The organism is uncultured Intestinimonas sp. (assembly GCF_944387725.1).
Classification (GTDB): Bacteria; Bacillota; Clostridia; order Oscillospirales; family Oscillospiraceae; genus Intestinimonas.
Map to the genome: position 1 here is coordinate 1 of NZ_CALXGA010000025.1, position 21,058 is coordinate 21,058.

The following is a 21,058-nucleotide window of genomic DNA, read 5'->3' on the forward strand; positions in this document are numbered from 1 at the left end:
GCGAAGGGCTCGTCCCCCACGAAGCGCTTGGCCCGCCAGATGGCGTGGCCCAGGCCCTTGGTCTCCTTCTGCCGGACATAAAAGATGTTGGCCAGGTCGGCCGCCCGCCGGACCTCCTGGAGCTCCCGCTCCTTGCCGGCCCGGGCCAGTCGCTCCTCCAGCTCTGGGTAGTAGTCGAAGTAGTCGTCCATGGCCGACTTGGCCCGGTTGGTGACCACCAGAATATCCTCGATGCCGGCGGAGACCGCCTCCTCGATGATGTATTGGATGACCGGCTTATCCACCAGGGGGAGCATCTCCTTGGGGACGGTCTTGGTGGCGGGCAGCATCCGGGTTCCCAGACCCGCCGCCGGGATGACGGCTTTTCGTACTTTCATAACAGACCCCTCCGTGGGGAGAGCGGCTCAGGCGGCGTGCAGCCGGCTCTCAAGAATAAGATGGTAAAAGAACCTGATCCGCGGCAGCAGGCGCAGCAGGACCGTGCCCAGCACATAGCAGGCCAGGGCTTCGCCGGCCACGAAGGTCCACAGGTTCAGGCCGTAGGCCGCCCAAAATGCCTCGTTGAGTGCCCCCGTCTCCGCCCAGGCCCACATGGGGGGTAGCAGCAGGGCGTTCATCACAATGGGAGGCAGGCCGGCCAGATACCACCGGGGCATCCGGGCGGTCAGGAAGGCGGCCAAGGCGGTGGCCAGAGTGCCCACAATCATGTCAATGGGCCCATAGGGAGAGAGGACGTTGGTGAGCAGGCAGCCCACTGTCAGCCCCGGAGCGGTGGAGGGAAAGAGAAAGGGCAGCACCGTCAGGGCCTCTCCCAGCCGGACCTGAACGGGCCCAAAGGTGAGCTGGAAGATGTTTCCGAAGTAACACAGGACGAAGTAGAGCGCCGCCACCATGGCGGACAGGGTGAGCTCACGGGTGGAAAACTTTCGCATGAAAAAAAGACCTCCATTTTTTGTTTAGAGTACGTGTACCCCGTACAGCGGCGCGGGTCCCTTCCCCGGGCGTGCGGTACAAAACGCCCGGACGGCTCTCTCCGCGCCGGTTGGACTGGGTGGGGAACCAGTCGAGTCTATTATAACACGGATTTTTGCCGCTGTATAGTCCGATCTGTCTTTTTGACGGGGCAAGCCCATAAATTGGTTTTGAGGGCGGGCGTGAATGGAAGAAGGGGTGAGAATTGACCCTGGAGCCGATCTGTGCTATAATGACGTGATTTTCTTGCGGGCTGGAAAGGAGCGGGCGGCATGTGGGTTTCGGATCAATGGCTGGATTATGAACTGCTTGACTGCGGCCGGGGGGAAAAGCTGGAGCGCTGGGGGGACCGCATCCTGGTGCGGCCCGACCCCCAGGCCATCTGGGACACCCCCCGGACCGACCCCCGGTGGCGCCGGCCTGACGCCCGCTATGCCCGCTCCTCCACCGGCGGGGGCCAGTGGGAGAAGAGGGACGTCCCCCAGCAGTGGAAGATCGCCTACCGAGAACTGACCTTCCAGGTCAAGCCCATGAACTTCAAGCACACCGGCCTCTTCCCGGAGCAGGCCGCCAACTGGGATTTCTGCGCCGGACTCATCCGGCGCGCCGGGCGGCCCATTTCGGTGCTGAACCTCTTCGCCTACACCGGCGGGGCCACGGTGGCCTGCGCGGCGGCGGGGGCCTCCGTGTGCCATGTAGACGCCGCCAAGGGGATGGTCTCCTGGGCCCGGGAGAACGCTAAGCTCTCCGGCCTTGCCGACGCCCCCATCCGCTGGATTGTGGACGACTGCGCCAAGTTTGTGGAGCGGGAGCTCCGCCGGGGCCGGCGCTACGACGCCGTCATCATGGACCCCCCTTCCTACGGCCGGGGGCCCTCCGGGGAGGTCTGGAAGCTGGAGGAAAACCTCTGGCCCTTTGTGGAGCTGGTCTCTGGGGTCCTCTCCGACGAGCCCCTCTTCTTCCTCATCAACTCCTACACCACGGGGCTGGCCCCGTCGGTCCTCACCTATATCCTGGAGTCCGTGGTGAGCCGAAGGTATGGCGGCCGCACCGAGAGCGGCGAGCTGGGCCTGCCTGTCACAGATACCGGCCTCTTCCTCCCCGCCGGGGCCGCCGGCCGCTGGGTGGCGGAGACCTGACACAAGCGAGGGATTACGCATGGAACGCATCATCGAGACCCAAAACCTCCGCTTCTCCTACGTCTCCGCCGAGGGGGTCTCCCCCGTCGTGCTGGACGGGGTAAATCTGGAGATCACCGCCGGCTCCTTCGTGGCGGTGCTGGGCCACAACGGCTCCGGCAAGTCCACCCTGGCCAAGCACATGAACGCCATCCTCCTGCCCACCGGGGGAAGGGTCTATGTGGACGGCACCGACACCGCCGAGGAGGAGCGGCTGCTGGACATCCGGCGCACCGTGGGCATGGTCTTCCAGAACCCCGACAACCAGATTGTGGCCAGCGTGGTGGAGGAGGATGTGGCCTTCGCCCCGGAGAACCTGGGGATTCCCCCGGAGGAAATCCGCCGCCGGGTGGACGACGCCCTGAAGGCCGTGGGCATGTACGAGTACCGGGAGCACGCCCCCCACCTCCTATCCGGGGGGCAGAAGCAGCGGGTGGCCATCGCCGGGGTCCTGGCCATGGCGCCCCGGTGCATTGTTTTGGACGAGCCCACCGCCATGCTGGATCCGGTGGGCCGCCGGGAGGTGCTGGAGACCATCAAGACCCTCAACCGGACCTCCGGGGTGACGGTGGTTCTCATCACCCACCACATGGACGAGGCCGCCCAGGCCGACCGGCTGGTGGTTATGTCCAGGGGCCGCGTAGTGGCCGACGGCCCCCCCAAGCGGGTCTTTACCAATGTGGAGGCCCTCAAGTCTGTGGGGCTCACTGTCCCCGAGACGGTGGAGCTGTGCTGGGAGCTTCGGCAGGAGGGCCTGGACCTCCCCCTGGACGCCCTCTCCGACGAGGAATGCGCCCAGGCCCTCTTCCGCCTGCTCACGGAAGAAGGAGACGCCCGATGAACCACACAGACCACCCTGTCCTTGGCGCCTGCATCGTTATCTTCGCCCTCTCCATGGCCCTCCTCCACCTGGCCGCTTTCCTCTTCTGGATGGAACTGTGGGCCCGCATCCTGCTCAGCCTGATCCTCACCGCCCTGGGCGGCGGGCTCTACGCCCTTCTGCGCCGGGTCCGGCGGCTGGAGGAGCAGGTGGCGCTCCTGCGGGACCGGCTCTGGCGGCTGGAAGACCGCCGATCTCAAATAAGCAAGGACTGATCCACTCTTGGACGCCATCATTCAAACGGAAAAACTCAGCCATCTCTACTCCGCCGGCACCCCCTTTGAACACGCCGCCCTGGTAGACGTGGACTTTACCGCCTATCGGGGGGAGTACCTGGGCATCATCGGCCGGACCGGCTCCGGCAAGTCCACCCTCATCCAGCACCTCAACGGCCTGCTCAAGCCCACCTCCGGCCGGGTCCTCTTCGCTGGGCAGGACATCTGGGCGAGCAAGGCCCGCACCCGGCAGACCCGGTTCCAGGTGGGGCTGGTGTTCCAGTACCCGGAGTACCAGCTCTTTGAGGAGACGGTCTATCAGGACATCGCCTTCGGCCCCGGCAACATGGGCCTGGAGGAGCAGGAGATCGACCGCCGGGTCCGGGACGCCGCCGCCTTCGTGGGGCTCCCCGACGCCGTGCTGGAGCAGTCCCCCTTTGAGCTCTCCGGGGGTCAGAAGCGCCGGGTGGCCATTGCCGGGGTCATCGCCATGGAGCCCGCCGTGCTGGTGCTGGACGAGCCCACCGCCGGGCTGGACCCCGTGGGGGTGGAGAGCATCCTGCGCAACATCCACGACTACCACACCGCCAAAAACGCCACCATCATCCTGGTCTCCCACTCCATGGAGGAGGTGGCCCGGTCCGTGGACCGGCTGGTGGTGGTCAGCGGGGGCCGCATCCCCTTCTCCGGCGCACCCCGGGAGGTCTTCGCCCACGGGGAGGAGCTGGAGGCCCTGGGCCTGGGGGTCCCCCAGGTCACCCGGGTCTTCCACCGGCTCCGGTCCATGGGGGTAGACATCGACCCCTCGGTCTACACCATCCGGCAGGCCCGGGAGGCCGTCCGGGACTTTTTGCGGCGAAAGGGGGGGAACTGATGGCCCTGCGCGACATTACCCTGGGACAGTATTTCCCCGGGCACACCATCATCCACCGCCTGGACCCCAGGACCAAGCTCCTGTGCACCGTCCTCTATATTGTCTCTCTCTTTTTGGCCGGAGGCGCGGCGGGCTATGCCGTCCTCTTCCTGGTGCTGGCCGCCTGCACCGCCGTGGCCAAAATCCGCCCAGCGGCCCTCCTGCGGGGGATGCGGCCCATCCTGTTCATCATCGTGCTCACCGCCGTGCTCAATATGTTCTACACCCCGGGCACCGTCCTGTGGCAGTGGAAGTTCCTGCGTCTCACTCAGGAGGGCATCTGGACCGCCTTTTTCATGGTGCTCCGGGTCTCCTTCCTCATCTCCTCCACCTTCCTGCTGACCTACACCACCTCCCCCCTGGTGCTCACCGACGGCCTGGAAAGGCTGCTCAGCCCCCTCAAGCGCCTCCATGTGCCCGTCCACGAGCTGACTATGATTATGTCCATCGCCCTGCGGTTCATCCCCACCCTCATTGAGGAGACCGACAAGATCATGTCCGCTCAGAAGGCCCGGGGGGCCGACTTCGACTCCGGCAACCTCTTCCAGAAGGCCAAGGCCCTGGTGCCCCTGCTGGTGCCCCTCTTCATCTCCGCCTTCCGCCGGGCCGACGAGCTGGCTGTCGCCATGGAGTGCCGCTGCTACCACGGCGGCGAGGGCCGCACCCGCCTGCGGCAGCTCCGCTTCCAGGGGGCAGACGCGGCCGCGCTGGTCCTGTTCTGCGCCCTGGCCGTTGGCGTCTGGGCCCTGGGCCGGCTGGGACTTTGAAAGGAGGGCGGACATGGCCGCTGAAAGCGCTGAAACACGAAACATTGCCCTGAAGCTCATGTATGTGGGCACCGCCTACCACGGCTGGCAGGTGCAGAAAAATGCCGTCTCCGTGGCCGAGACCCTGGAGAAGGCCCTCTCCACCGTGGTGTGCCACCCAGTAAAGTGTACCGGAGCCGGGCGCACCGACGCCGGCGTCCACGCCGAGGTCTATGTGGCCAACTTCCGCACCACCTCCCGCATCCCCTGTGAGCGCATCCCTCTGGCTGTGAACACCCGCCTGCCCGACGACATCGTGGTGGTAAAGGCCACCCAGGTCCTCGATTCCTTTAACGCCATCGGCTCCTGCCGGAAGAAGGAGTACACCTACCGCATCTACAACTCCCGGCTGGGGAACGCCTTTTATGTCAACCGGGCCTGGTTCTACCCCCGGCACCTGGATGAGACGTTGATGCAGCGGGCGGCCGACTGCTTCGTGGGCACCCACGACTTCTCCGCCGTCCGGGCCGTGGGCACCGAGGTCCGCTCCCCGGTGCGGACGGTCCACTACTTCGACATCCGCCGCACCGGGGACCTCATCGAGTGCCGGGTGTGCGCCGACGGCTTCCTCTACAATATGGTGCGGGCCATGGTGGGCACCTGCGTCTACGCCGCTGAGGGCAAGTTCGCCCCGGAGGATGTCAGCCGCATTCTGGAGGAGAAAAACCGCACCGCCGCCGGACCCACCGTTCCGCCGGGGGGGCTCTACATGACCCGGCTCTGGTACGACGAGGACGTGCTGTAATTTTTGCCACTGGGAGCGCATACTATGGAAGAACTCAGGCCGGTCCCGCCGGCGCCCAAGAAAAAACCCAGCCTGCTGTTCCGGCTGCTGGCCTTTCTGCTGACCCTGGCCCTGCTGCTGGGGGCGGTGGCCGCCGTGGTCTACCGGGACAAACTGAACTTCGACGGCATCCGCCGCTGGTTCACCTACCGCGCCCTGGAGCGGAGCGACTCCGGCCAGGCCGAGTCCTTCCGCTATGAGAGCTCCGGCCGGGGCGGCTTTTCCAATGTGGGCGGCGACCTGCTGGTCTGGTCCACCGCCGGTGCCCGGCTCTACTCCACCGGAGGTGTGGAATACTTCTCCGATCCCCTCTCCCTCACCGCCCCCATGGCGGACGTCTGGGGGGACGCCGCCCTGGTCTACGACGCCGGGGGCTATACCCTTCGGATCTACCGGGACCGCGCCCCCGTCTTCTCCCTGGACACCGAGCCGGGCCACGAAATCCTCTCCGCCCGGATGGGGCCCGGCGAAATGTGGACCGTCGCCACCCAGGAGACCGGCTACAAGGGGATCGTCACCGTCTATGACGGGGACGCCCCCGTCATGGCGGTGCGGCGCACCCGCCTGGTGATGGACGGCATCCTCTCTGAGGACGGGGACACGGTGGCCGTGCTCACCATCGGACAGGAGGGCAACGCCTTCGAGAGCATTCTGGACCTCTACGCCCTGGAGGGCGACGAGCCCTTCGCCTCCTTTCCCCTGGGCAACAACGCCGTGCTGGACCTGCGGGCCTCCAGCGGGGTCTTCTGGGCCCTGGGGGAGAGCGCCCTGGACCTGGTGGCCCAGGACGGCTCCGCCCGCGTCTCCTACGACTACGGCGGAGAGTACTTAAAGGACTTCGACCTGGGCGGGGATGGCTTCGCCGCCCTCCTGCTGGGCCGGTACCGGGCGGGCAGCGCGGCCACCCTGGTGACGGTGGATGCCTCCGGGGAGGTCCTGGGCGCCCTGGACCTGGAGGAGCAGGTGCTGGACCTCTCCGCCGCCGGGCGGTATGTGGGAGTCCTCACCGCCTCCGGCCTCACCCTCTACACCCGGGACCTGGAGGTCTACCGGACTCTGGATGGCGCCGTGGGGGTCTGGAATGTGGTCCTTCGGGAGGACGGCACCGCTCTCCTGGTGGGCAATGACACCGCCCGGCTCTATATCCCTGATTGAAACAAGTACCCATCCCAATTTCTGAAAAACTGCTGGCCGACGTCCAAGGCCCCTCATCACTGCGCACATTGCTATGTTTCCAATCAGCCCAAAAATCCGGTATGACGTACTTTCCCCGGCAGACGAAATTGCTTTGCAGCTATCCCTTACCTGGACGCTTTATCTCATAAATTGCGGCGCAGGAACGCCAGACAAGATAGCAAACGGAGGTACAACATGGAAATTTATGACCAAAATCAACCATCCGAGAACCTCTCCATGGATGAGGACCTTCAGGTTGACGCCCTGGACAGCTGCTTGAAATCCATGTGTCTTTTAGATATGATTATCCTGCCGGAAGCGGAAAGCTGGCTGCGCGTTTACACCTATTGTCCAGCAAAAAATGGATACAAATATCTCATCAATAACGGGTCTGGAGACACTTTGGAGATATGGTTTATCCAGGACGGGGTTTTTGTAAAAGGATTTGACCATGAAAGTCCGCTAAATCAGTTTGGCGCGGATGAATGGAATGAGGCTTTCTTCGACTATATCTATGCGGATGTCCCTGCTCCATTTTTAAATCTGCTGACAAAAGAAGATCGGGAAAACACAACCTTCTGTATGTGGTATAGGAACACTGATCATCAGTGGACACAAAATAAGTGGGCGGATGACGATGGCGGAAAGGATTATCTCTTTATGTATATCTGTAAAACCCCATTGGAATGGAAAGAGTGGGCCGACGATTATTATGAACGCCAATTCGACCTTTCTACTGTTCAAAAAATTTATAATACGCATTCAGTCGATGCGGAAAATATCGCCATACTCAATCCATCCCGCGATATCAATGCTGCATTGCAGGAAATCGAACGGTTCCGCAAGACATGTAGAGGTGAACCATGACTGCTTCCGCACGGATCCTGGACTTGATTCTTCTGGCCGTCCTGACGGCCTTTGCCCTCCGGGGGGCCTCCCGGGGGCTGATCCTCACCCTTTGCGGCCTTGGGGCCATGCTGGTGTCCTTCCTCGGGGCCGGCTTTGTGGCCGGCCTCCTGGCCCCCCAGGTGGCCGACGCCCTGGAGCCCCGCTTCGCCGCCGCCATCGAAGAGCGGCTGGAGGACCATCTGGAGGCCGCCCTCCCCGGCGGGGAGGCCCTGGATACCGGAAACATCCCCCTCAGCGACCTACTGGAGATCCTTCGGGACATGGGGCTCTACCAGAGCGCTGTGGACGCCGTGGAACGGGCGGTGGATCAGGGGATGACTGAGACCGCCGCCGGCGTGGCCGCCGCAGTGGCGGCCTCCATCGCCGAGCGCGTGGCCTATATGCTCCTCTTCGTGGTCTCCTCTGCTGTGATCCTGGTGCTGTGGACCATTCTCAGCCACACCCTGAACCTGGTGGCCCGGCTGCCGGGGCTCCACACCCTCAACCGCACCGGCGGGGCCATTCTAGGGCTGCTCAAGGGCTGTGCCGTCCTCTTCCTGTGCGCCTGGGTGCTGCGCTACCTGGGCAGCGTCATCCCCGAGGAGACGGTGGAGCAGACCCACCTGCTCAAGTTCTTTCTGAACACCAATCCGCTGACCCTGATTTTCGACGGCATTGCCTTCTCCGCCTCCCTTTCGATCTGAATCTTTTTCGTGCGAAATTTTGCGTAAAATTCATGACCAGTTCATAATCTTGGGTTATGCTGATCTATCTGAGGGGTGTATGCAGCCGCGACCCATCCCTCTTAAAGGAGAAACAAGACATGCAGCCAACACTATGTTCCCGATGCCATAAAAACGTGGCCGTGATCTTTCTCACCCGCATTGAGGGCGGCGAGACCAAGAACGAGGGCCTCTGTCTCAAGTGCGCCAAGGAGCTGGGGATCAAGCCCGTGGAAGATATGATGCAGAAAATGGGCATCAGCGACGAGGACCTGGACGGCCTCACCAACGAGATGATGTCCGCATTCGGCGGCGCCGAGGGGATGGAGGGCCTGGTCCCCCAGGAGGACGGCGGGGACGACGAGGATGACGAAGGGCGCACCGCCACCTTCCCCTTCCTCAATAAGCTCTTCGGCGGCGGCTCCCAGGGGGAGCCGGGCGGAGAGCAGCCCCGCCAGCCCCGGGAAGAGAAGGCCCCCGGCAAGGAGCGCCCCCCCAAGCGGAAGTTTTTGGAGAATTACTGCATCTCCCTGACGGGACAGGCCCGGGAGGGCAAGCTGGACCGAATCGTGGGCCGGGACTCTGAGCTGGAGCGGGTGGTCCAGATTCTGAATCGCCGGCAGAAGAACAACCCCTGCCTCATCGGCGAGCCAGGCGTGGGCAAGACCGCCATCGCCGAGGGCCTGGCCCTGCGCATCGCCGAGGGCAACGTGCCCTACAAGCTGCTGGACAAGGAGGTCTACCTGCTGGACCTGACCTCCCTGGTGGCGGGCACCCAGTTCCGGGGCCAGTTTGAGAGCCGGATGAAGGGTCTCATCGAGGAGATCAAGAAGCTGGGCAACATCATTCTGGTCATCGACGAGGTCCACAACCTGGTGGGGGCCGGGGACGCTGAGGGCTCCATGAGCGCCGCCAACATCCTCAAGCCCGCCCTCTCCCGGGGGGAGATCCAGGTCATTGGCGCCACCACCCTCACCGAGTACCGCAAATACATTGAGAAGGACTCCGCCCTGGAGCGCCGCTTCCAGCCCGTCATGGTGGAGGAGCCCTCCATCGAGGACGCCATCCAGATTCTCAAGGGCATCGCCCCCTACTACGAGCAGTACCACCACGTCAAAATCTCCCCGGAGATGTGCCGGCTGGCCGTCACCATGTCGGAGCGGTACATCACCGACCGCTTCCTGCCCGATAAGGCCATCGACCTCATCGACGAGGCTTCCTCTGACGTCAACCTCCACAACAAGGCTCTGACCCGCACCATGCAGATTGACAAGGAGCTTGCCGACATCGCCAAGGAGCGGGAGGTCATGCTGGCCGCCGCCAACGACAAGTCCGGCGAGCCCTTTGAGAAACTGCGCCGGAAGGAGCACGCCCTCCTCCAACAGAAGGAGCGGCTGGAGGCCACGCCCGCAGCCGAGGGGGAGGACCCCGCCTCCCGGCAGACCCATCTCTCCGAGCTCCAGCAGCAGCTCAGCCAGGTGGCCCAGGAGCGGGAGAACCTGGAGCGGGCCAGCAGCGAGCGGGCCTACCAGCGCCTGGCTGCCCTCAAGAGCCAGGAGCTCCAGCTCACCGGGGAAAAGGACGCCTTGGCCGGAGAGCTGAATCCCCCCCTGACGGTGGAGAACCTGGCCCGGGTCATCGAGCTGTGGACCAAGATTCCCGCCAGCCAGATTCAGGAGCAGGAGTATGAGCGCCTGGCCCACCTGGAAGAGCGGCTTAAGGCCCACATCATCGGCCAGGACGAGGCGGTCCACGCCGTGGCCAACGCCATCCGCCGGGGCCGGGTGGGCATCGCCTCTAAGCGCAAGCCGGTGTCCTTCATCTTCGTGGGCTCCACTGGCGTGGGTAAGACCGAGCTGGTCAAGCAGCTGGCCCAGGACATGTTCAACTCCCCCGAGTCCCTCATCCGTCTGGATATGTCGGAGTTTATGGAAAAGTTCGCCGTCAGCCGGATCATCGGCTCCCCTCCGGGCTATGTGGGCTATGACGAGGCCGGACAGCTCACCGAGAAGGTCCGCCGGAAGCCCTACTGCGTCATCCTCTTCGACGAGATCGAGAAGGCTCACCCCGACGTGCTCAACATCATGCTCCAGATTCTGGACGACGGCCACATCACCGACGCCCAGGGCCGGGTGGTGAATTTTGAGAACACTGTCATTGTCATGACCTCCAACGCCGGCAGCGACAAGGGCATGGGCTCGGTGGGCTTCGGCCGCACCGCCAACGAGCAGGGCAAGGACAAGGCCCTGAAGGCCCTGGGCCAGTTCCTCCGGCCCGAGTTCATCAACCGGGTGGACGAGGTGGTCTACTTCAACCGCCTCACCGAGGAGAACTTCAAGGAGATCGCCAAGCTCATGCTGAGCGAGCTCACCGGCAACCTCCGGGAGAAGGGTATCGCCTTTACCTGGGACGAGAACATTTTGGACCATCTGGTGAAGACCTCCTACTCCGTCACCTACGGCGCCCGGAACCTGCGCCGGCAGGTCCAGAAGGACCTGGAGGACCCCATCGCCACCAAGATCATCGAGAGCTACCAGCACCCCATCACCCAGCTCAAGGCGGTGGAGCAGGACGGCAAGCTTGAGCTTCTGGCCCTCTGAATCCAGTTTGAACATGAAAAAACAGCGGCGCGTGGAGTTGACTCCATGCGCCGCTGTCCGCTTCTCTGCTATTGATCCGTCAGGACCGCCAGGACAAACCGCTGGAGGAGCTCCCCTACCTCCCGGCGGTAGGGCTCCCCGGTGAGCTCGTTGTTGGAGATGATCCGCAGGCCGATCCAGGGGGTTCCGAAGGACCGGCAGATCTGGCAGGAGGCTCCGCTCTCCATGTCCTCGCAGTCCTCCCCCGCCCGGGCCCGGAGCCAGGCGATGCGGTCGTTCTCCCGGTTAAAGACGTCCCCGCTGCCCAGCCGGCCGGAGAGCTTCCGGCCCCCGGCGTAGGGGGCCGCCTCGAACCGGGCCGCCCAGTCGGGATCGGCCTGCCAGGGCACAGGGGGCGCCTCCTGGGCAAAGTCCCAGAGGGCCCAGCTCTGAGGGGCCATCCCCTCCCCCCCGCCCCTGGGGGGCGTCTGGACATGGTGGATGGACACACAGGTCCGGCCCACTACAATATCCCCCACCCGGAGGTCCTCCCGATGGGCCCCGGCAATGCCCTGGTTCACCACCAGGGCGGGGGCGAAGCGCTGAAGGCCCAGCGCGGTGGCCGCGGCGGTCCGAACCATCCCTACCCCTGTGGGGCTCACCACCAGCTCCCGCCCCCGGCAGCGGCCCCGCCGGAAGGAAAAGCCTCCCAGCACAATCTCCTCCGGGGCCTCCAGCTGGGCGGTCAGCCACTCCGTTTCCACGTCCATAGCTCCCTGGATTAAAATGAGTTCTCTCATGTCCGCCGCTCCTTCCAGCGCGGCCCGGCCCACAGGCTGACCTTCCAGGCCAGCCAGGCGCAAAAGCAGCCCACAGCGCAGCCCGCCAACACATCGGTGGGAAAGTGGACCCCCACATAAATCCGGGAGAAGCCCATCAGAACCGCCTGGACCACGCAGAGGAGCTTGAGCCACTTAAACTTGGCGTACCGGGCCCAGGTGACCCCGGCGGCAAAGGCGGCGCAGGTGTGTCCCGAGGGAAAGGAGAGGGGGTCGTTCTCCACCACCAGAGGGGTCAGCCCCTCCACCACCAGCCAGGGCCGGATCCGGCCCACCAGATGTTTGAGGATCAGGTTGGTACAGACCAGCCCGAAGAGCATGGCGATGAGGGCCCAGAAGCCGGCCCGCCGGGTCCTGGGGTGCAGCAGCAGAAGCACCGACAGGGCGATGTAGATCAGGCCCCCGTTGCCCAGTTGGGTAAAGGCCGTGAAGAACGCGTCCAGCGCCGGGGTGCGCAGGACGTCCTGCACCCACAGCAGAAAGGCCCCGTCCAGGGCCAAAAGGGTATCCAGCATGGGGTCTTCCACCTCCTGTATATTCAGCATGAACCCGCCCAGGGCAGGAAAAAGGCGGGGCCTCCGGCCCCGCCCCGAAACGCCGCGTTCATCAGCCCTCGGTCCAGGGCTCCCACCCACAGGTGAGGATGACGCCGTTGGTGAACTCAAAGTGGACCGTCTTGACAATGTGGCTCTTGCCGATGCGGACCTCCTGGGTCCCCACATCGTTGATGACCGTGTTGACCACGTTGGCCTGGATGGTGAAGGTCAGATCCAGCTTATCGCTCTCCACCGGCAGGGTAAGCCGCTCGCCGCCAGTGCTGTTGAAGGTGATGCCGCCGTCGTGAGGGACGGCGGTGACCGCCGTCACATAGGCGTCCACCATCTCGCCGTTGGCCATGAGCTGGTCGCCGATGCCGTTCTCGCCGGGGACATACTGCTGAATGCCCTCGTAGACCTCCGGCTCCACGTTCTCCACCAGAACGGTATACGTAAGAATGGTGCGGGCGGCGTTGGGGGCGCTGTCTTTTTGCAGCACCTTCCAGCCCACCAGGGCCGCCGCCGCGATCAAAATGAAAATGACCAGCAGGTCAATGATATTCAGTTTTCCGAAGAGTCTGCCCTTCTCATCCACCACTCTCATGCTGTGCCTCCGTCATCTCTTTTCTTGGACAGGGGGCCGTTTTCGTTGACCCCGCCCCGGAAGCATTGTATAATATTTTCCGGCATGATTCAAGTCTTTTTTGGAGGCACGCCATGAAAGTCATCCATCTCATCAGCGGCGGCGACAGCGGCGGGGCAAAGACCCACGTCCTCTCCCTGCTGCAAACCCTCTCCAGGACCATCGACGTCACCATGGTCTGCTTCATAGAGGGCCCCTTCGCCCAGGAGGCCCGGGAGCTTGGCATCCCCACCGAGGTCTATCCCGGCTGGAACCTCCCCCGCATCCTGCGCCTTTTGAAGAAAAAAATACGCCGGGAGGGCTATGACCTCATCCACTGCCACGGGGCCCGGGGCAATCTGATGGGGGTCCTCCTCCGACGGTCCACCGGGCTGCCGGTGGTGACCACCGTCCACTCCGACTACCGGCTGGACTACCTGGGCCGCCCCTTCTCCCGCATCAGCTACGGCACCATCAACACCCTGGCCCTCCGGCTGGTGGACTACCGCATCGGCGTGTCCGACGCCATGGTGGACCTGCTCATCGCCCGTGGCTTTAACCCGGACAAGCTATTCCCCCTATACAACGGCATCGACTTCACCCTCCACCCTCCCGCCATGCCCCGGCTGGAGTACCTGCGCTCCCTGGGCCTCCAGGCGGACGAGGACACGGTGGCGGTGGGCATTGCCGCCCGGCTCAATCCGGTGAAGGACATCGCCACCCTCATCCGTGGCTTCGCCAGGGCCCACCGGGCGTGCCCCAACCTGCGGCTCCTCATCGCCGGGGACGGCGAGGAGCGCACCCGGCTGGAGGCGCTGGCCCGGGAGCTGGGGGTGGCCCAGGAGGTGGCCTTTGCCGGCTGGATCAGCGACACCAACACTTTCTACCAGTCCATCGACATCAACACCCTCACCTCCCTGTCTGAGACCTTTCCCTACGCCCTCACCGAGGGGGCCCGGGCCTCCCTGCCCACGGTGAGCTCCCGGGTGGGAGGGGTGCCCTACTTCATCGACCCCGGAGTCAACGGCCTCCTCTTCGAGCCCCGGGACGCGGAGGCCCTGGCCCGCCATCTGGTGACTCTGGCCCGGGACCCGGCGCTGCGCAAGCGCCTGGGAGAGCGTCTGCGGCAGAAGGGGATCGCGGAGTACTCCCTGGAATCCACCATCCAGCGCCAGATGGACATCTACCGCACCATCCTCCGCCGCCAGGCCAGGAGCCGGACCGTGGGCCGCCGGGACGGGGCCCTGGTCTGCGGGGCTTACGGCCGGGGCAACGCCGGCGACGACGCCATTTTGGAGGCCATTGTCCGGGAGCTGCGGCAGATCGACCCGGACCTGCCGGTGTGGGTCCTCTCCCGGCGGCCGGAGGAGACCCGGATGACCTACCGGGTCAACGCCATCTACACCTTCGCCTTCCCCCGGTTCCTCTCCCGGATGCGGAAGACCCGGCTGTATATCAACGGCGGGGGCTCCCTGATGCAGGACGTCACCTCCCGCCGCTCCCTGTGGTTCTACCTCTTCACCATCTCCGCCGGGAAAAAGCTGGGCAACCGGGTGCTGATGTACGGCTGCGGCATCGGACCCATCCACTACCTCTCCAACCGGCGGCTGTGCGCCCGGGTTCTGGAGAAAAACGTGGACATCATTACCCTCCGGGACACCCACTCCCGCACCGAGCTGGAAGACATGGGGATCTCCCGGCCGGAGATCATCCTCTCCGCCGACCCCACGGTCATCCTCCCCCCCGCCCCCCCGGAGGTCATCGATGGAATGCTGGAGAGCCGCAGCCTGGACCCCCATGGCCGGTATATCGGCTTCACCCTCCGGCCCTGGCCGGGCTACGACGCGGAGAAGGCCGCCGTCTTTGGCCGGGCGGCCGACTACGCCTGGGAGAAGTACGGCCTTACCCCAGTGTTCCTGCCCATCGAGAAGCGGCTGGACGTGGGGGCCTGCCAGATGGCGGCCGCCCACATGAAAGCCCCCTACTGCCTCTTCGAGGACACCGGGGCCTCCGACCACACCATCGGCCTCTTCTCCCGGATGCAGGTGGTGGTCTCCATGCGCCTCCACGCCCTGGTCTTCTCCGCCGGACAGGGGGTCCCCCTGGTGGGGGTGGTCTACGACCAGAAGATCAGCTCCTTTTTGCATTATATCGGCCAGGACCTCTTTACCGACCTCCGGGAGGTGACCTTCGAGGGCCTGTGCGCCCAGATCGACGCCGCTGTGGCCCGCATTGGGGACACTGAATTTCTCTCCGGCGGCGTGGACCGCCTCCGGCAGGTGGAGCGCCGCAACAGCCAGGCGGCGGAAAAGCTCCTGGGCCTGCATCCCTGAACCCCGGGAGGTGATCGGTTTGAAGCAGTTTCTCATTCTCTCCCGAACGCCGTGGCGCTCCTCGGCCTCCCGTACCCAGCAGCTCGCCGCCCGGCTCCGGGGAGGATCGGTCCTCTTCTTTGAACCCGCCCCCAGCGGCGGGCGGGTTCATCGGGAGCCCGGCCGCCAGGTGCGGCCCAATGTAACGGTATACACCCTCCCCCCGGCCCGCCCCCTCCTCCCGGGGGCCCGGCTCCTCCAGCGGCGCCAGACCCTCCGGCTGGCCGGGTTCCTCCAGGGCGCCGCCCAGCGCCACGGCTTCCGGGAGCCGGTGCTGTGGACCACCCGCCCCGATCAGGTCCACCTGCTGGACCACCTCTCCTTTCGGGGGCTGGTCTACGACTGCGACGCCAGCTGGTCCCGGTTCCCGCCCCAGTGGGAGGAGGAGCTGGCCGCTGCCGCCGATGTGGTCTTTGCCGCCTCCCCGGGGCTGATGGACCGCCTCTCCCGCTGCGGCGCCAACACCGTCCTGCTGCCCAACGGGGTCAACTTCCCCATGTTCTCCCGCCCCAGCGGGGATCTCCCCCCGGAGCTCCGGGACCTGCGGGGCCCCGTCCTGGGCTGGGTGGGGACCATCGACGCCGGACTGGACCTGGCTCCGGTGGCCTACGCCGCCGAAGCCCACCCCGAGTGGACCTTTGTGCTCCTGGGCCGGGTCCGGGGCCGCCCCCGGCTGGACAGACTGGCAGACCTGGGCAACGTCCGGCTGCTGGGCCGGCGGCACCCGGTGGAGGTCCCCGACTATGTGGCGCGCTTCGACGTCTGCCTGGACCTGCGGCGGCGGGACCGCTCCCGCAGCGACATCATCCCTCGGCGCATCTATGAGTATCTCTCCACCGGGAAGCCTATCGTCACCCACCTCTACCCCGGCCAGGTGGAGGCGTTTCCCGACGTCATCTACGGGGCCCACACCCCTGCGGAGTACTGCCGCCTGTGCCAGCGGGCCCTGGAGGAGGCCCCCGACTGGGTGTCCCCCCGGCGGCGGGATTACGGGGCGGCGGCGGCCTGGTCCAACCGGTCCCTGGAGGTCCAGCGCATTCTAGACGCCATCGGCCTCTTCTGACGCCGGCAGACGGGCAAATCATTCTTTACAATCCCGTCGATTCTTTTTTCTTTTCCCTTGTTCAAGCATACGAAAATCACTCCCCGCCCTTGCAATCGACGGAATTTTTCGCTATATTGAAGCTATCTCTTTATTTTTGAACATTCTGGTATAAGGGGGTGCCACCATGAAGCTGTCCGCCTGGGCTGTTTTTTGCGTGGGAGGGACTGTCTGCCTGGGCATCCATGCGCCCTTATCCTAGCTGCCTGTCTTTCAGGCCATCCGCACCCCGGATGGCCTGAATCTTTTTTGCTGTTCAAAATTTTTTAGATACTGGAGGTCCTTATATTGAAGAAAGTCGCTGTTATCATGGGCTCTGATTCCGACTGGCCGGTGGTCAAGGGGACCTGCGCCCAGCTTCAGGAGCTGGGCATCCCCTTTGAGGCCCACATTCTCAGCGCCCACCGCACCCCCGCCGCCGCCGCCGGCTTCGCCCGGGACGCCCGGAAAAACGGCTTCGGCGTCCTCATCTGCGCCGCCGGCATGGCCGCCCATCTGGCGGGGGCCTTTGCCGGGAACTCCACCCTGCCCGTCATCGGCATCCCCATGAAGGGGGGCGCCATGGACGGACTGGACGCCCTGCTCTCCACCGTCCAGATGCCCAGCGGCATCCCGGTGGCCGCTGTGGCCATCAACGGGGCAAAGAACGCCGCCGTGCTGGCCGCCCAGATCCTGGCTGTCTCCGACGACGCCCTGGCTCAGCGGCTGGACGCCGCCCGGGAGCGCATGGCCGCTCAGATCGACGAAAAGGAGGCCAAGCTCCAGGCTGAGCTGTCCCTGAGCTGAGCACAGGTCAAATAGAAATCTGGTATCCAGAAAATACTTCTGATACACACAGGAAAGGATGGATCGTCATGCAGAAGCTCCAGCAGCTCTACGAGGGCAAGGCCAAGAAGGTTTACGCCACCGAGGACCCCAACGTGGTCATCGTCTCCTACAAGGATGACGCCACCGCCTTCAACGGCCAAAAGAAGGGAACCATCACCGGCAAGGGGGCCATCAACAACCGCATGACCAACAACCTCATGCGCCGTCTGGAGGCCGCCGGGGTCCCCACCCACTATATCCAGGAGCTCAACGACCGGGAAACCGCCGTAAAGAAGGTCTCCATCATCCCCCTGGAGGTCATCGTCCGCAACATCTCCGCCGGCTCCTTTGCCAAGCGGTACGGCGTGGCCGAGGGCATTGTCTTCGACGAGCCCACCTTCGAGTTCTCCTACAAGAACGACGACCTGGGGGACCCACTGATCAACACCTCCCACGCCCTGGCCCTGAAGCTGGCCACCCGGGAGGAGATCGACCTCATCCACACCTACACCATGCAGGTCAACGACCTCCTCAAGGGCTTTTTGAAAGAGATCGGCATCGACCTGGTGGACTTCAAGCTGGAGTTCGGCAAGACCGCCGGCGGCCAGATCGTGCTGGCCGACGAGATCAGCCCCGACACATGCCGGCTGTGGGACGAGAAGACCCACGAGAAGCTGGACAAGGACCGCTTCCGCAGGGACATGGGCGGCGCCGAGGAGGCCTATGAAGAGGTCATGCGCCGCCTGATGGGAGAGCTGTGAGCCATGGGTGGATTCTTTGGCGCCATCTCCCGGCGGGACTGCGTGCTGGACCTCTTCTTCGGCACCGACTACCACTCCCATCTGGGCACGCGGCGGGGCGGCATGACCGTCTATGACGCCCGGGACGGCTTCCAGCGGCAGATCCACAACATTGAAAACACCCCCTTCCGTACCAAGTTCGAGGGGGACCTGACCAGCTTCCACGGCTGCGCCGGCATCGGCTGCATCAGCGACACCGACCCCCAGCCCCTGCTTGTGCGCTCCCACCTGGGGCTCTACGCCATCACCACCGTGGGCATCATCAACAACGCCGAGACCCTCATCGGCCAGTATTTCTCCCAGCGGGGCCACCAGTTCATGGCCATGAGCTCCGGCAAGGTCAACGCCACCGAGCTCACCGCCGCCCTCATCAACCAGGCCGACGACCTGGTCTCCGGCATTCGCCACGCCCAGGAGCAGATTGACGGCTCCTGCACCATCCTCATCCTCACCCCCGACGCCATCCTGGCCGCCCGGGACAAGCTGGGCCGCCTGCCGGTGCTCATCGGACAGGACGCCGAGGGCTGCTGCGTCTCCTTTGAGTCCTTCGCCTACCACAAGCTGGGCTACCGCGACGCCTACGAGCTGGGCCCCCGGGAGATTGTCCGGGTCACCCCAGACGGGTGGGAGACCCTTTCCCCCGCCGGAGATCAGATGCGCATCTGCGCCTTCCTGTGGACCTACTACGGCTACCCCAACTCCAACTATGAGGGGGTCAACGTGGAGGTCATGCGCTATCGCAACGGAGAGATCATGGCCCGGGAGGAGGTCCGCAGGGGCCAGCTCCCCAAGGTGGACTTTGTGGCCGGGGTCCCGGACTCCGGCGTCCCCCACGCCATTGGCTTTGCCAACCGCAGCGGCAAGCCCTTTGCCCGGCCCTTTGTCAAGTACACCCCCACCTGGCCCCGCTCCTTCATGCCGGACAATCAGGCCGTCCGGGACCAGGTGGCCAAGATGAAGCAGATCCCCGTGCCCGAGCTCATTCAGGACAAGCGGCTCCTCTTTGTGGACGACTCCATCGTCCGGGGCACCCAGCTCAAGGGGACGGTGGAATTCCTCTACGAGTCCGGCGCGGCGGAGGTCCACATGCGATCGGCCTGCCCCCCCATTTTATACGGCTGCAAGTACCTGAACTTCTCCCGCAGCAACTCCGACATGGAGCTCCTGGCCCGCCGGACCATCCAGGCCCTGGAGGGAGATGAGGGGCAGGAGCACCTGAATGAGTACACCGACGCCTCCACCCAGCGGGGGCAGTGTATGCTCCAGGCCATCTGCAGGGAGATGGGTTTCGACTCCCTGGGCTACCAGTCCCTGGAGGGCCTGCTGGAGGCCATCGGCATCGACCGAACCAAAATCTGCACCTACTGCTGGAGCGGGAGAGAATAACCCCCCCTTCTACCCTGAAAAGACGAGGAGCACAGCATGTCCACACTACACGAGGAATGCGGGGTCTTCGGGCTCCGTGTGGAGGGCATCCGCCACGCCGCCGCCTGCGCCTACCAGGCCCTGTACGCCCTCCAGCACCGGGGCCAGGAGAGCGCCGGCATCGCCATCAACGACGACGGCGTCATCACCGGCCGCAAGGATGTGGGGCTGGTCAGCGAGGTCTTCACCCCCCAGATCCTGGAGGACCTGGGCCCCGGCGACATGGCCGTGGGCCATGTCCGCTACGCCACCACCGGCGACAAGAGCCGCGTCAACGCCCAGCCCCTGGTCATCAACCACGTCAAGGGCTCCATGGCCCTGGCCCACAACGGCAACCTCACCAACGCCGCCGAGCTCCGGGAGAAGCTGGAGCTCTCCGGGGCCATCTTCCACACCACCAGCGACACCGAGGTCATCGCCTACACTATCACCGGGGAGCGGCTGAAGGCCCCCTCCATCGAGGCCGCCCTCTCCGCCGCCATGGACAGCCTCCAGGGGGCCTACTCTCTGGTCCTCATGTCGGCCCGGAAACTCATCGCCGCCCGGGACCCCAACGGCTTCCGCCCCCTGTGCATCGGCGCCCTGGATGGAGGCTATGTCTTCGCCTCTGAGAGCTGCGCCCTGGACAGCATCGGGGCCAAATTCCTCCGGGACGTGGCGCCCGGGGAGATCGTGGTGGCCGGCGAGGACGGCCTGCGGAGCATCCGGGACCACTGCGGAAAAGCCCCCAGCAGCCTGTGTGTCTTTGAGTTCATCTACTTCGCCCGGCCCGACTCCACCATCGACGGCTCCAGCGTCCACGAGGCCCGGCTCCGGGCCGGGTCCTTCCTGGCCCTGGAGCACCCCGTCCAGGCCGACCTGGTGGTGGGGGTCCCCGACTCCGGCCTGGACGCCGCCATCGGCTACGCCCGGCAGTCCGGCATCCCCTACGGCATGGGTTTTATCAAGAACAAGTATATCGCCCGCACCTTCATCGCCCCCGGCCAGAAGGCCCGGGAGGACAAGGTCCGCATCAAGCTCAACCCCATCGCCTCCGCCGTCCGGGGCAAGCGGGTGGTGGTGGTGGACGACTCCATCGTCCGGGGCACCACCTCGGCCCGCATCGTGGGGCTGCTGCGGGAGGCCGGGGCCACGGAGGTCCATATGCGCATCTCGGCGCCCCCCTTCCTCCACCCCTGCTACTTCGGCACCGACGTGGACTCCCAAGACAACCTCATCGCCCGGGACCATTCGGCGGAGGAGATCGCCGCCCTCCTGGGGGCCGACAGCCTGGGCTACCTCAGCGTGGAGAGCGCCCACAAGCTGGCCAGCGGCTGCCGCTGCGGCTTCTGCGACGGCTGCTTTACCGGCCGCTACCCCATCCCGGTGCCGGAGGTCCGGGAGAAATTCCGCTTTGAGCGCCGGCTCAGCCAGGCCGCCATCGAAGCCACCAAACAATGAGG

21 protein-coding genes are annotated in these 21,058 nt (G+C 64.9%); 16 read left to right on the forward strand and 5 right to left on the reverse strand.

Going from position 1 to position 21,058, the window contains the following annotated elements; translation table 11 throughout:
• Together Q0K09_RS05390 and Q0K09_RS05395 are read right to left on the reverse strand one after the other, a co-directional pair.
• The coding region (locus Q0K09_RS05390; protein WP_294473844.1) for a sugar phosphate nucleotidyltransferase at window positions 1–377 on the reverse strand (377 nt) is incomplete at its 3' end.
• A gap of 27 nt (window positions 378–404) precedes the next feature.
• Window positions 405–932 carry a QueT transporter family protein gene (locus tag Q0K09_RS05395; RefSeq protein ID WP_294473848.1) on the reverse strand — a complete coding sequence of 176 codons (528 nt, stop codon included), beginning with the start codon at window positions 930–932 and terminating at the stop codon, window positions 405–407.
• A gap of 312 nt (window positions 933–1,244) precedes the next feature.
• On the opposite strand from Q0K09_RS05395, the gene Q0K09_RS05400 reads away from it, so the two are divergent.
• The 10 genes from Q0K09_RS05400 to Q0K09_RS05445 all read left to right on the forward strand — a co-directional run bounded on the left by Q0K09_RS05400 (window position 1,245) and on the right by Q0K09_RS05445 (window position 11,134).
• The gene (locus tag Q0K09_RS05400) at window positions 1,245–2,111 is read left to right on the forward strand and encodes a class I SAM-dependent methyltransferase (protein WP_294473851.1); all 867 of its coding nucleotides are present in this window, start codon (window positions 1,245–1,247) and stop codon (window positions 2,109–2,111) included.
• A gap of 19 nt (window positions 2,112–2,130) precedes the next feature.
• Window positions 2,131–2,991 carry an energy-coupling factor transporter ATPase gene (locus Q0K09_RS05405; RefSeq protein ID WP_294473857.1) on the forward strand — a complete coding sequence of 287 codons (861 nt, stop codon included), beginning with the start codon at window positions 2,131–2,133 and terminating at the stop codon, window positions 2,989–2,991.
• Entirely contained in the window at window positions 2,988–3,245 is a 258-nt protein-coding gene (locus Q0K09_RS05410; protein WP_294473860.1) for a hypothetical protein, read from the forward strand. Before Q0K09_RS05405 ends, Q0K09_RS05410 begins: the two co-directional genes overlap by 4 nt.
• A 7-nt stretch (window positions 3,246–3,252) precedes the next feature.
• Complete coding sequence (locus Q0K09_RS05415) at window positions 3,253–4,119, forward strand: energy-coupling factor transporter ATPase (protein WP_294473862.1); 867 nt, start codon at window positions 3,253–3,255, stop codon at window positions 4,117–4,119.
• Entirely contained in the window at window positions 4,119–4,925 is an 807-nt protein-coding gene (locus tag Q0K09_RS05420; protein ID WP_294473863.1) for an energy-coupling factor transporter transmembrane component T, read from the forward strand. The genes Q0K09_RS05415 and Q0K09_RS05420 overlap by 1 nt, the downstream gene beginning before the upstream one ends.
• Window positions 4,926–4,938: 13 nt before the next feature.
• Window positions 4,939–5,709, forward strand: a complete 771-nt coding sequence (gene truA / locus Q0K09_RS05425) for a tRNA pseudouridine(38-40) synthase TruA (RefSeq protein ID WP_294473866.1) — start codon at window positions 4,939–4,941, stop codon at window positions 5,707–5,709.
• Window positions 5,710–5,733: 24 nt separating this feature from the next.
• On the forward strand, window positions 5,734–6,903 hold the full coding sequence (locus tag Q0K09_RS05430; protein WP_294473869.1) for a DUF5711 family protein: 1,170 nt from the start codon (window positions 5,734–5,736) through the stop codon (window positions 6,901–6,903).
• Between the two features lie 216 nt (window positions 6,904–7,119).
• Window positions 7,120–7,791 (forward strand): hypothetical protein, encoded by a 672-nt coding sequence (locus Q0K09_RS05435; RefSeq protein ID WP_294473872.1) that lies wholly within the window; start codon window positions 7,120–7,122, stop codon window positions 7,789–7,791.
• Window positions 7,788–8,516 carry a CvpA family protein gene (locus Q0K09_RS05440; RefSeq protein WP_294473874.1) on the forward strand — a complete coding sequence of 243 codons (729 nt, stop codon included), beginning with the start codon at window positions 7,788–7,790 and terminating at the stop codon, window positions 8,514–8,516. The genes Q0K09_RS05435 and Q0K09_RS05440 overlap by 4 nt, the downstream gene beginning before the upstream one ends.
• Before the next feature lie 119 nt (window positions 8,517–8,635).
• Complete coding sequence (locus Q0K09_RS05445) at window positions 8,636–11,134, forward strand: ATP-dependent Clp protease ATP-binding subunit (RefSeq protein WP_294473878.1); 2,499 nt, start codon at window positions 8,636–8,638, stop codon at window positions 11,132–11,134.
• Window positions 11,135–11,202: 68 nt separating this feature from the next.
• On the opposite strand, the gene Q0K09_RS05450 is transcribed toward Q0K09_RS05445, so the two are convergent.
• The 3 genes from Q0K09_RS05450 to Q0K09_RS05460 all read right to left on the reverse strand — a co-directional run bounded on the left by Q0K09_RS05450 (window position 11,203) and on the right by Q0K09_RS05460 (window position 13,092).
• The gene (locus tag Q0K09_RS05450; protein WP_294473883.1) at window positions 11,203–11,913 is read right to left on the reverse strand and encodes a 5'-methylthioadenosine/S-adenosylhomocysteine nucleosidase; all 711 of its coding nucleotides are present in this window, start codon (window positions 11,911–11,913) and stop codon (window positions 11,203–11,205) included.
• The gene (locus tag Q0K09_RS05455; RefSeq protein ID WP_294473886.1) at window positions 11,910–12,467 is read right to left on the reverse strand and encodes a phosphatase PAP2 family protein; all 558 of its coding nucleotides are present in this window, start codon (window positions 12,465–12,467) and stop codon (window positions 11,910–11,912) included. Before Q0K09_RS05455 ends, Q0K09_RS05450 begins: the two co-directional genes overlap by 4 nt.
• Window positions 12,468–12,558: 91 nt before the next feature.
• Window positions 12,559–13,092 carry a DUF4330 domain-containing protein gene (locus Q0K09_RS05460; RefSeq protein ID WP_294473889.1) on the reverse strand — a complete coding sequence of 178 codons (534 nt, stop codon included), beginning with the start codon at window positions 13,090–13,092 and terminating at the stop codon, window positions 12,559–12,561.
• Between the two features lie 113 nt (window positions 13,093–13,205).
• Here Q0K09_RS05460 and csaB point away from each other — a divergent pair, with 113 nt between their 5' ends.
• From csaB to purF, 6 genes are all read left to right on the forward strand, one after another.
• Window positions 13,206–15,443 (forward strand): polysaccharide pyruvyl transferase CsaB, encoded by a 2,238-nt coding sequence (csaB, locus tag Q0K09_RS05465; protein WP_294473892.1) that lies wholly within the window; start codon window positions 13,206–13,208, stop codon window positions 15,441–15,443.
• A gap of 10 nt (window positions 15,444–15,453) precedes the next feature.
• A complete protein-coding gene (locus Q0K09_RS05470) occupies window positions 15,454–16,545 on the forward strand; it encodes a hypothetical protein (protein ID WP_294473895.1) in 1,092 nt (363 codons plus the stop codon).
• Between the two features lie 324 nt (window positions 16,546–16,869).
• Entirely contained in the window at window positions 16,870–17,370 is a 501-nt protein-coding gene (gene purE / locus Q0K09_RS05475) for a 5-(carboxyamino)imidazole ribonucleotide mutase (protein ID WP_294473927.1), read from the forward strand.
• A 68-nt stretch (window positions 17,371–17,438) separates the two neighbouring features.
• Entirely contained in the window at window positions 17,439–18,152 is a 714-nt protein-coding gene (gene purC, locus Q0K09_RS05480) for a phosphoribosylaminoimidazolesuccinocarboxamide synthase (RefSeq protein WP_294473898.1), read from the forward strand.
• 3 nt (window positions 18,153–18,155) lie between these two features.
• Window positions 18,156–19,577 carry an amidophosphoribosyltransferase gene (locus tag Q0K09_RS05485; RefSeq protein ID WP_294473901.1) on the forward strand — a complete coding sequence of 474 codons (1,422 nt, stop codon included), beginning with the start codon at window positions 18,156–18,158 and terminating at the stop codon, window positions 19,575–19,577.
• A gap of 36 nt (window positions 19,578–19,613) precedes the next feature.
• Window positions 19,614–21,056: an amidophosphoribosyltransferase gene (gene purF, locus Q0K09_RS05490; protein WP_294473904.1), complete on the forward strand. Its 1,443-nt coding sequence runs from the start codon at window positions 19,614–19,616 to the stop codon at window positions 21,054–21,056.
• Window positions 21,057–21,058 lie beyond the last annotated feature (2 nt).

Excerpts from the sequence above, each read along its gene's own strand:
- Q0K09_RS05395 (WP_294473848.1), bottom strand. The coding sequence starts at position 932 with ATGCGAAAGTTTTCCACCCGTGAGCTCACCCTGTCCGCCATGGTGGCG.
- Q0K09_RS05400 (WP_294473851.1), top strand. The coding sequence starts at position 1,245 with ATGTGGGTTTCGGATCAATGGCTGGATTATGAACTGCTTGACTGCGGC.
- Q0K09_RS05405 (WP_294473857.1), top strand. The coding sequence starts at position 2,131 with ATGGAACGCATCATCGAGACCCAAAACCTCCGCTTCTCCTACGTCTCC.
- Q0K09_RS05410 (WP_294473860.1), top strand. The coding sequence starts at position 2,988 with ATGAACCACACAGACCACCCTGTCCTTGGCGCCTGCATCGTTATCTTC.
- Q0K09_RS05420 (WP_294473863.1), top strand. The coding sequence starts at position 4,119 with ATGGCCCTGCGCGACATTACCCTGGGACAGTATTTCCCCGGGCACACC.
- truA (WP_294473866.1), top strand. The coding sequence starts at position 4,939 with ATGGCCGCTGAAAGCGCTGAAACACGAAACATTGCCCTGAAGCTCATG.
- Q0K09_RS05430 (WP_294473869.1), top strand. The coding sequence starts at position 5,734 with ATGGAAGAACTCAGGCCGGTCCCGCCGGCGCCCAAGAAAAAACCCAGC.
- Q0K09_RS05435 (WP_294473872.1), top strand. The coding sequence starts at position 7,120 with ATGGAAATTTATGACCAAAATCAACCATCCGAGAACCTCTCCATGGAT.
- Q0K09_RS05440 (WP_294473874.1), top strand. The coding sequence starts at position 7,788 with ATGACTGCTTCCGCACGGATCCTGGACTTGATTCTTCTGGCCGTCCTG.
- Q0K09_RS05445 (WP_294473878.1), top strand. The coding sequence starts at position 8,636 with ATGCAGCCAACACTATGTTCCCGATGCCATAAAAACGTGGCCGTGATC.
- Q0K09_RS05450 (WP_294473883.1), bottom strand. The coding sequence starts at position 11,913 with ATGAGAGAACTCATTTTAATCCAGGGAGCTATGGACGTGGAAACGGAG.
- Q0K09_RS05455 (WP_294473886.1), bottom strand. The coding sequence starts at position 12,467 with ATGCTGGATACCCTTTTGGCCCTGGACGGGGCCTTTCTGCTGTGGGTG.
- Q0K09_RS05460 (WP_294473889.1), bottom strand. The coding sequence starts at position 13,092 with ATGAGAGTGGTGGATGAGAAGGGCAGACTCTTCGGAAAACTGAATATC.
- csaB (WP_294473892.1), top strand. The coding sequence starts at position 13,206 with ATGAAAGTCATCCATCTCATCAGCGGCGGCGACAGCGGCGGGGCAAAG.
- purC (WP_294473898.1), top strand. The coding sequence starts at position 17,439 with ATGCAGAAGCTCCAGCAGCTCTACGAGGGCAAGGCCAAGAAGGTTTAC.
- Q0K09_RS05485 (WP_294473901.1), top strand. The coding sequence starts at position 18,156 with ATGGGTGGATTCTTTGGCGCCATCTCCCGGCGGGACTGCGTGCTGGAC.
- purF (WP_294473904.1), top strand. The coding sequence starts at position 19,614 with ATGTCCACACTACACGAGGAATGCGGGGTCTTCGGGCTCCGTGTGGAG.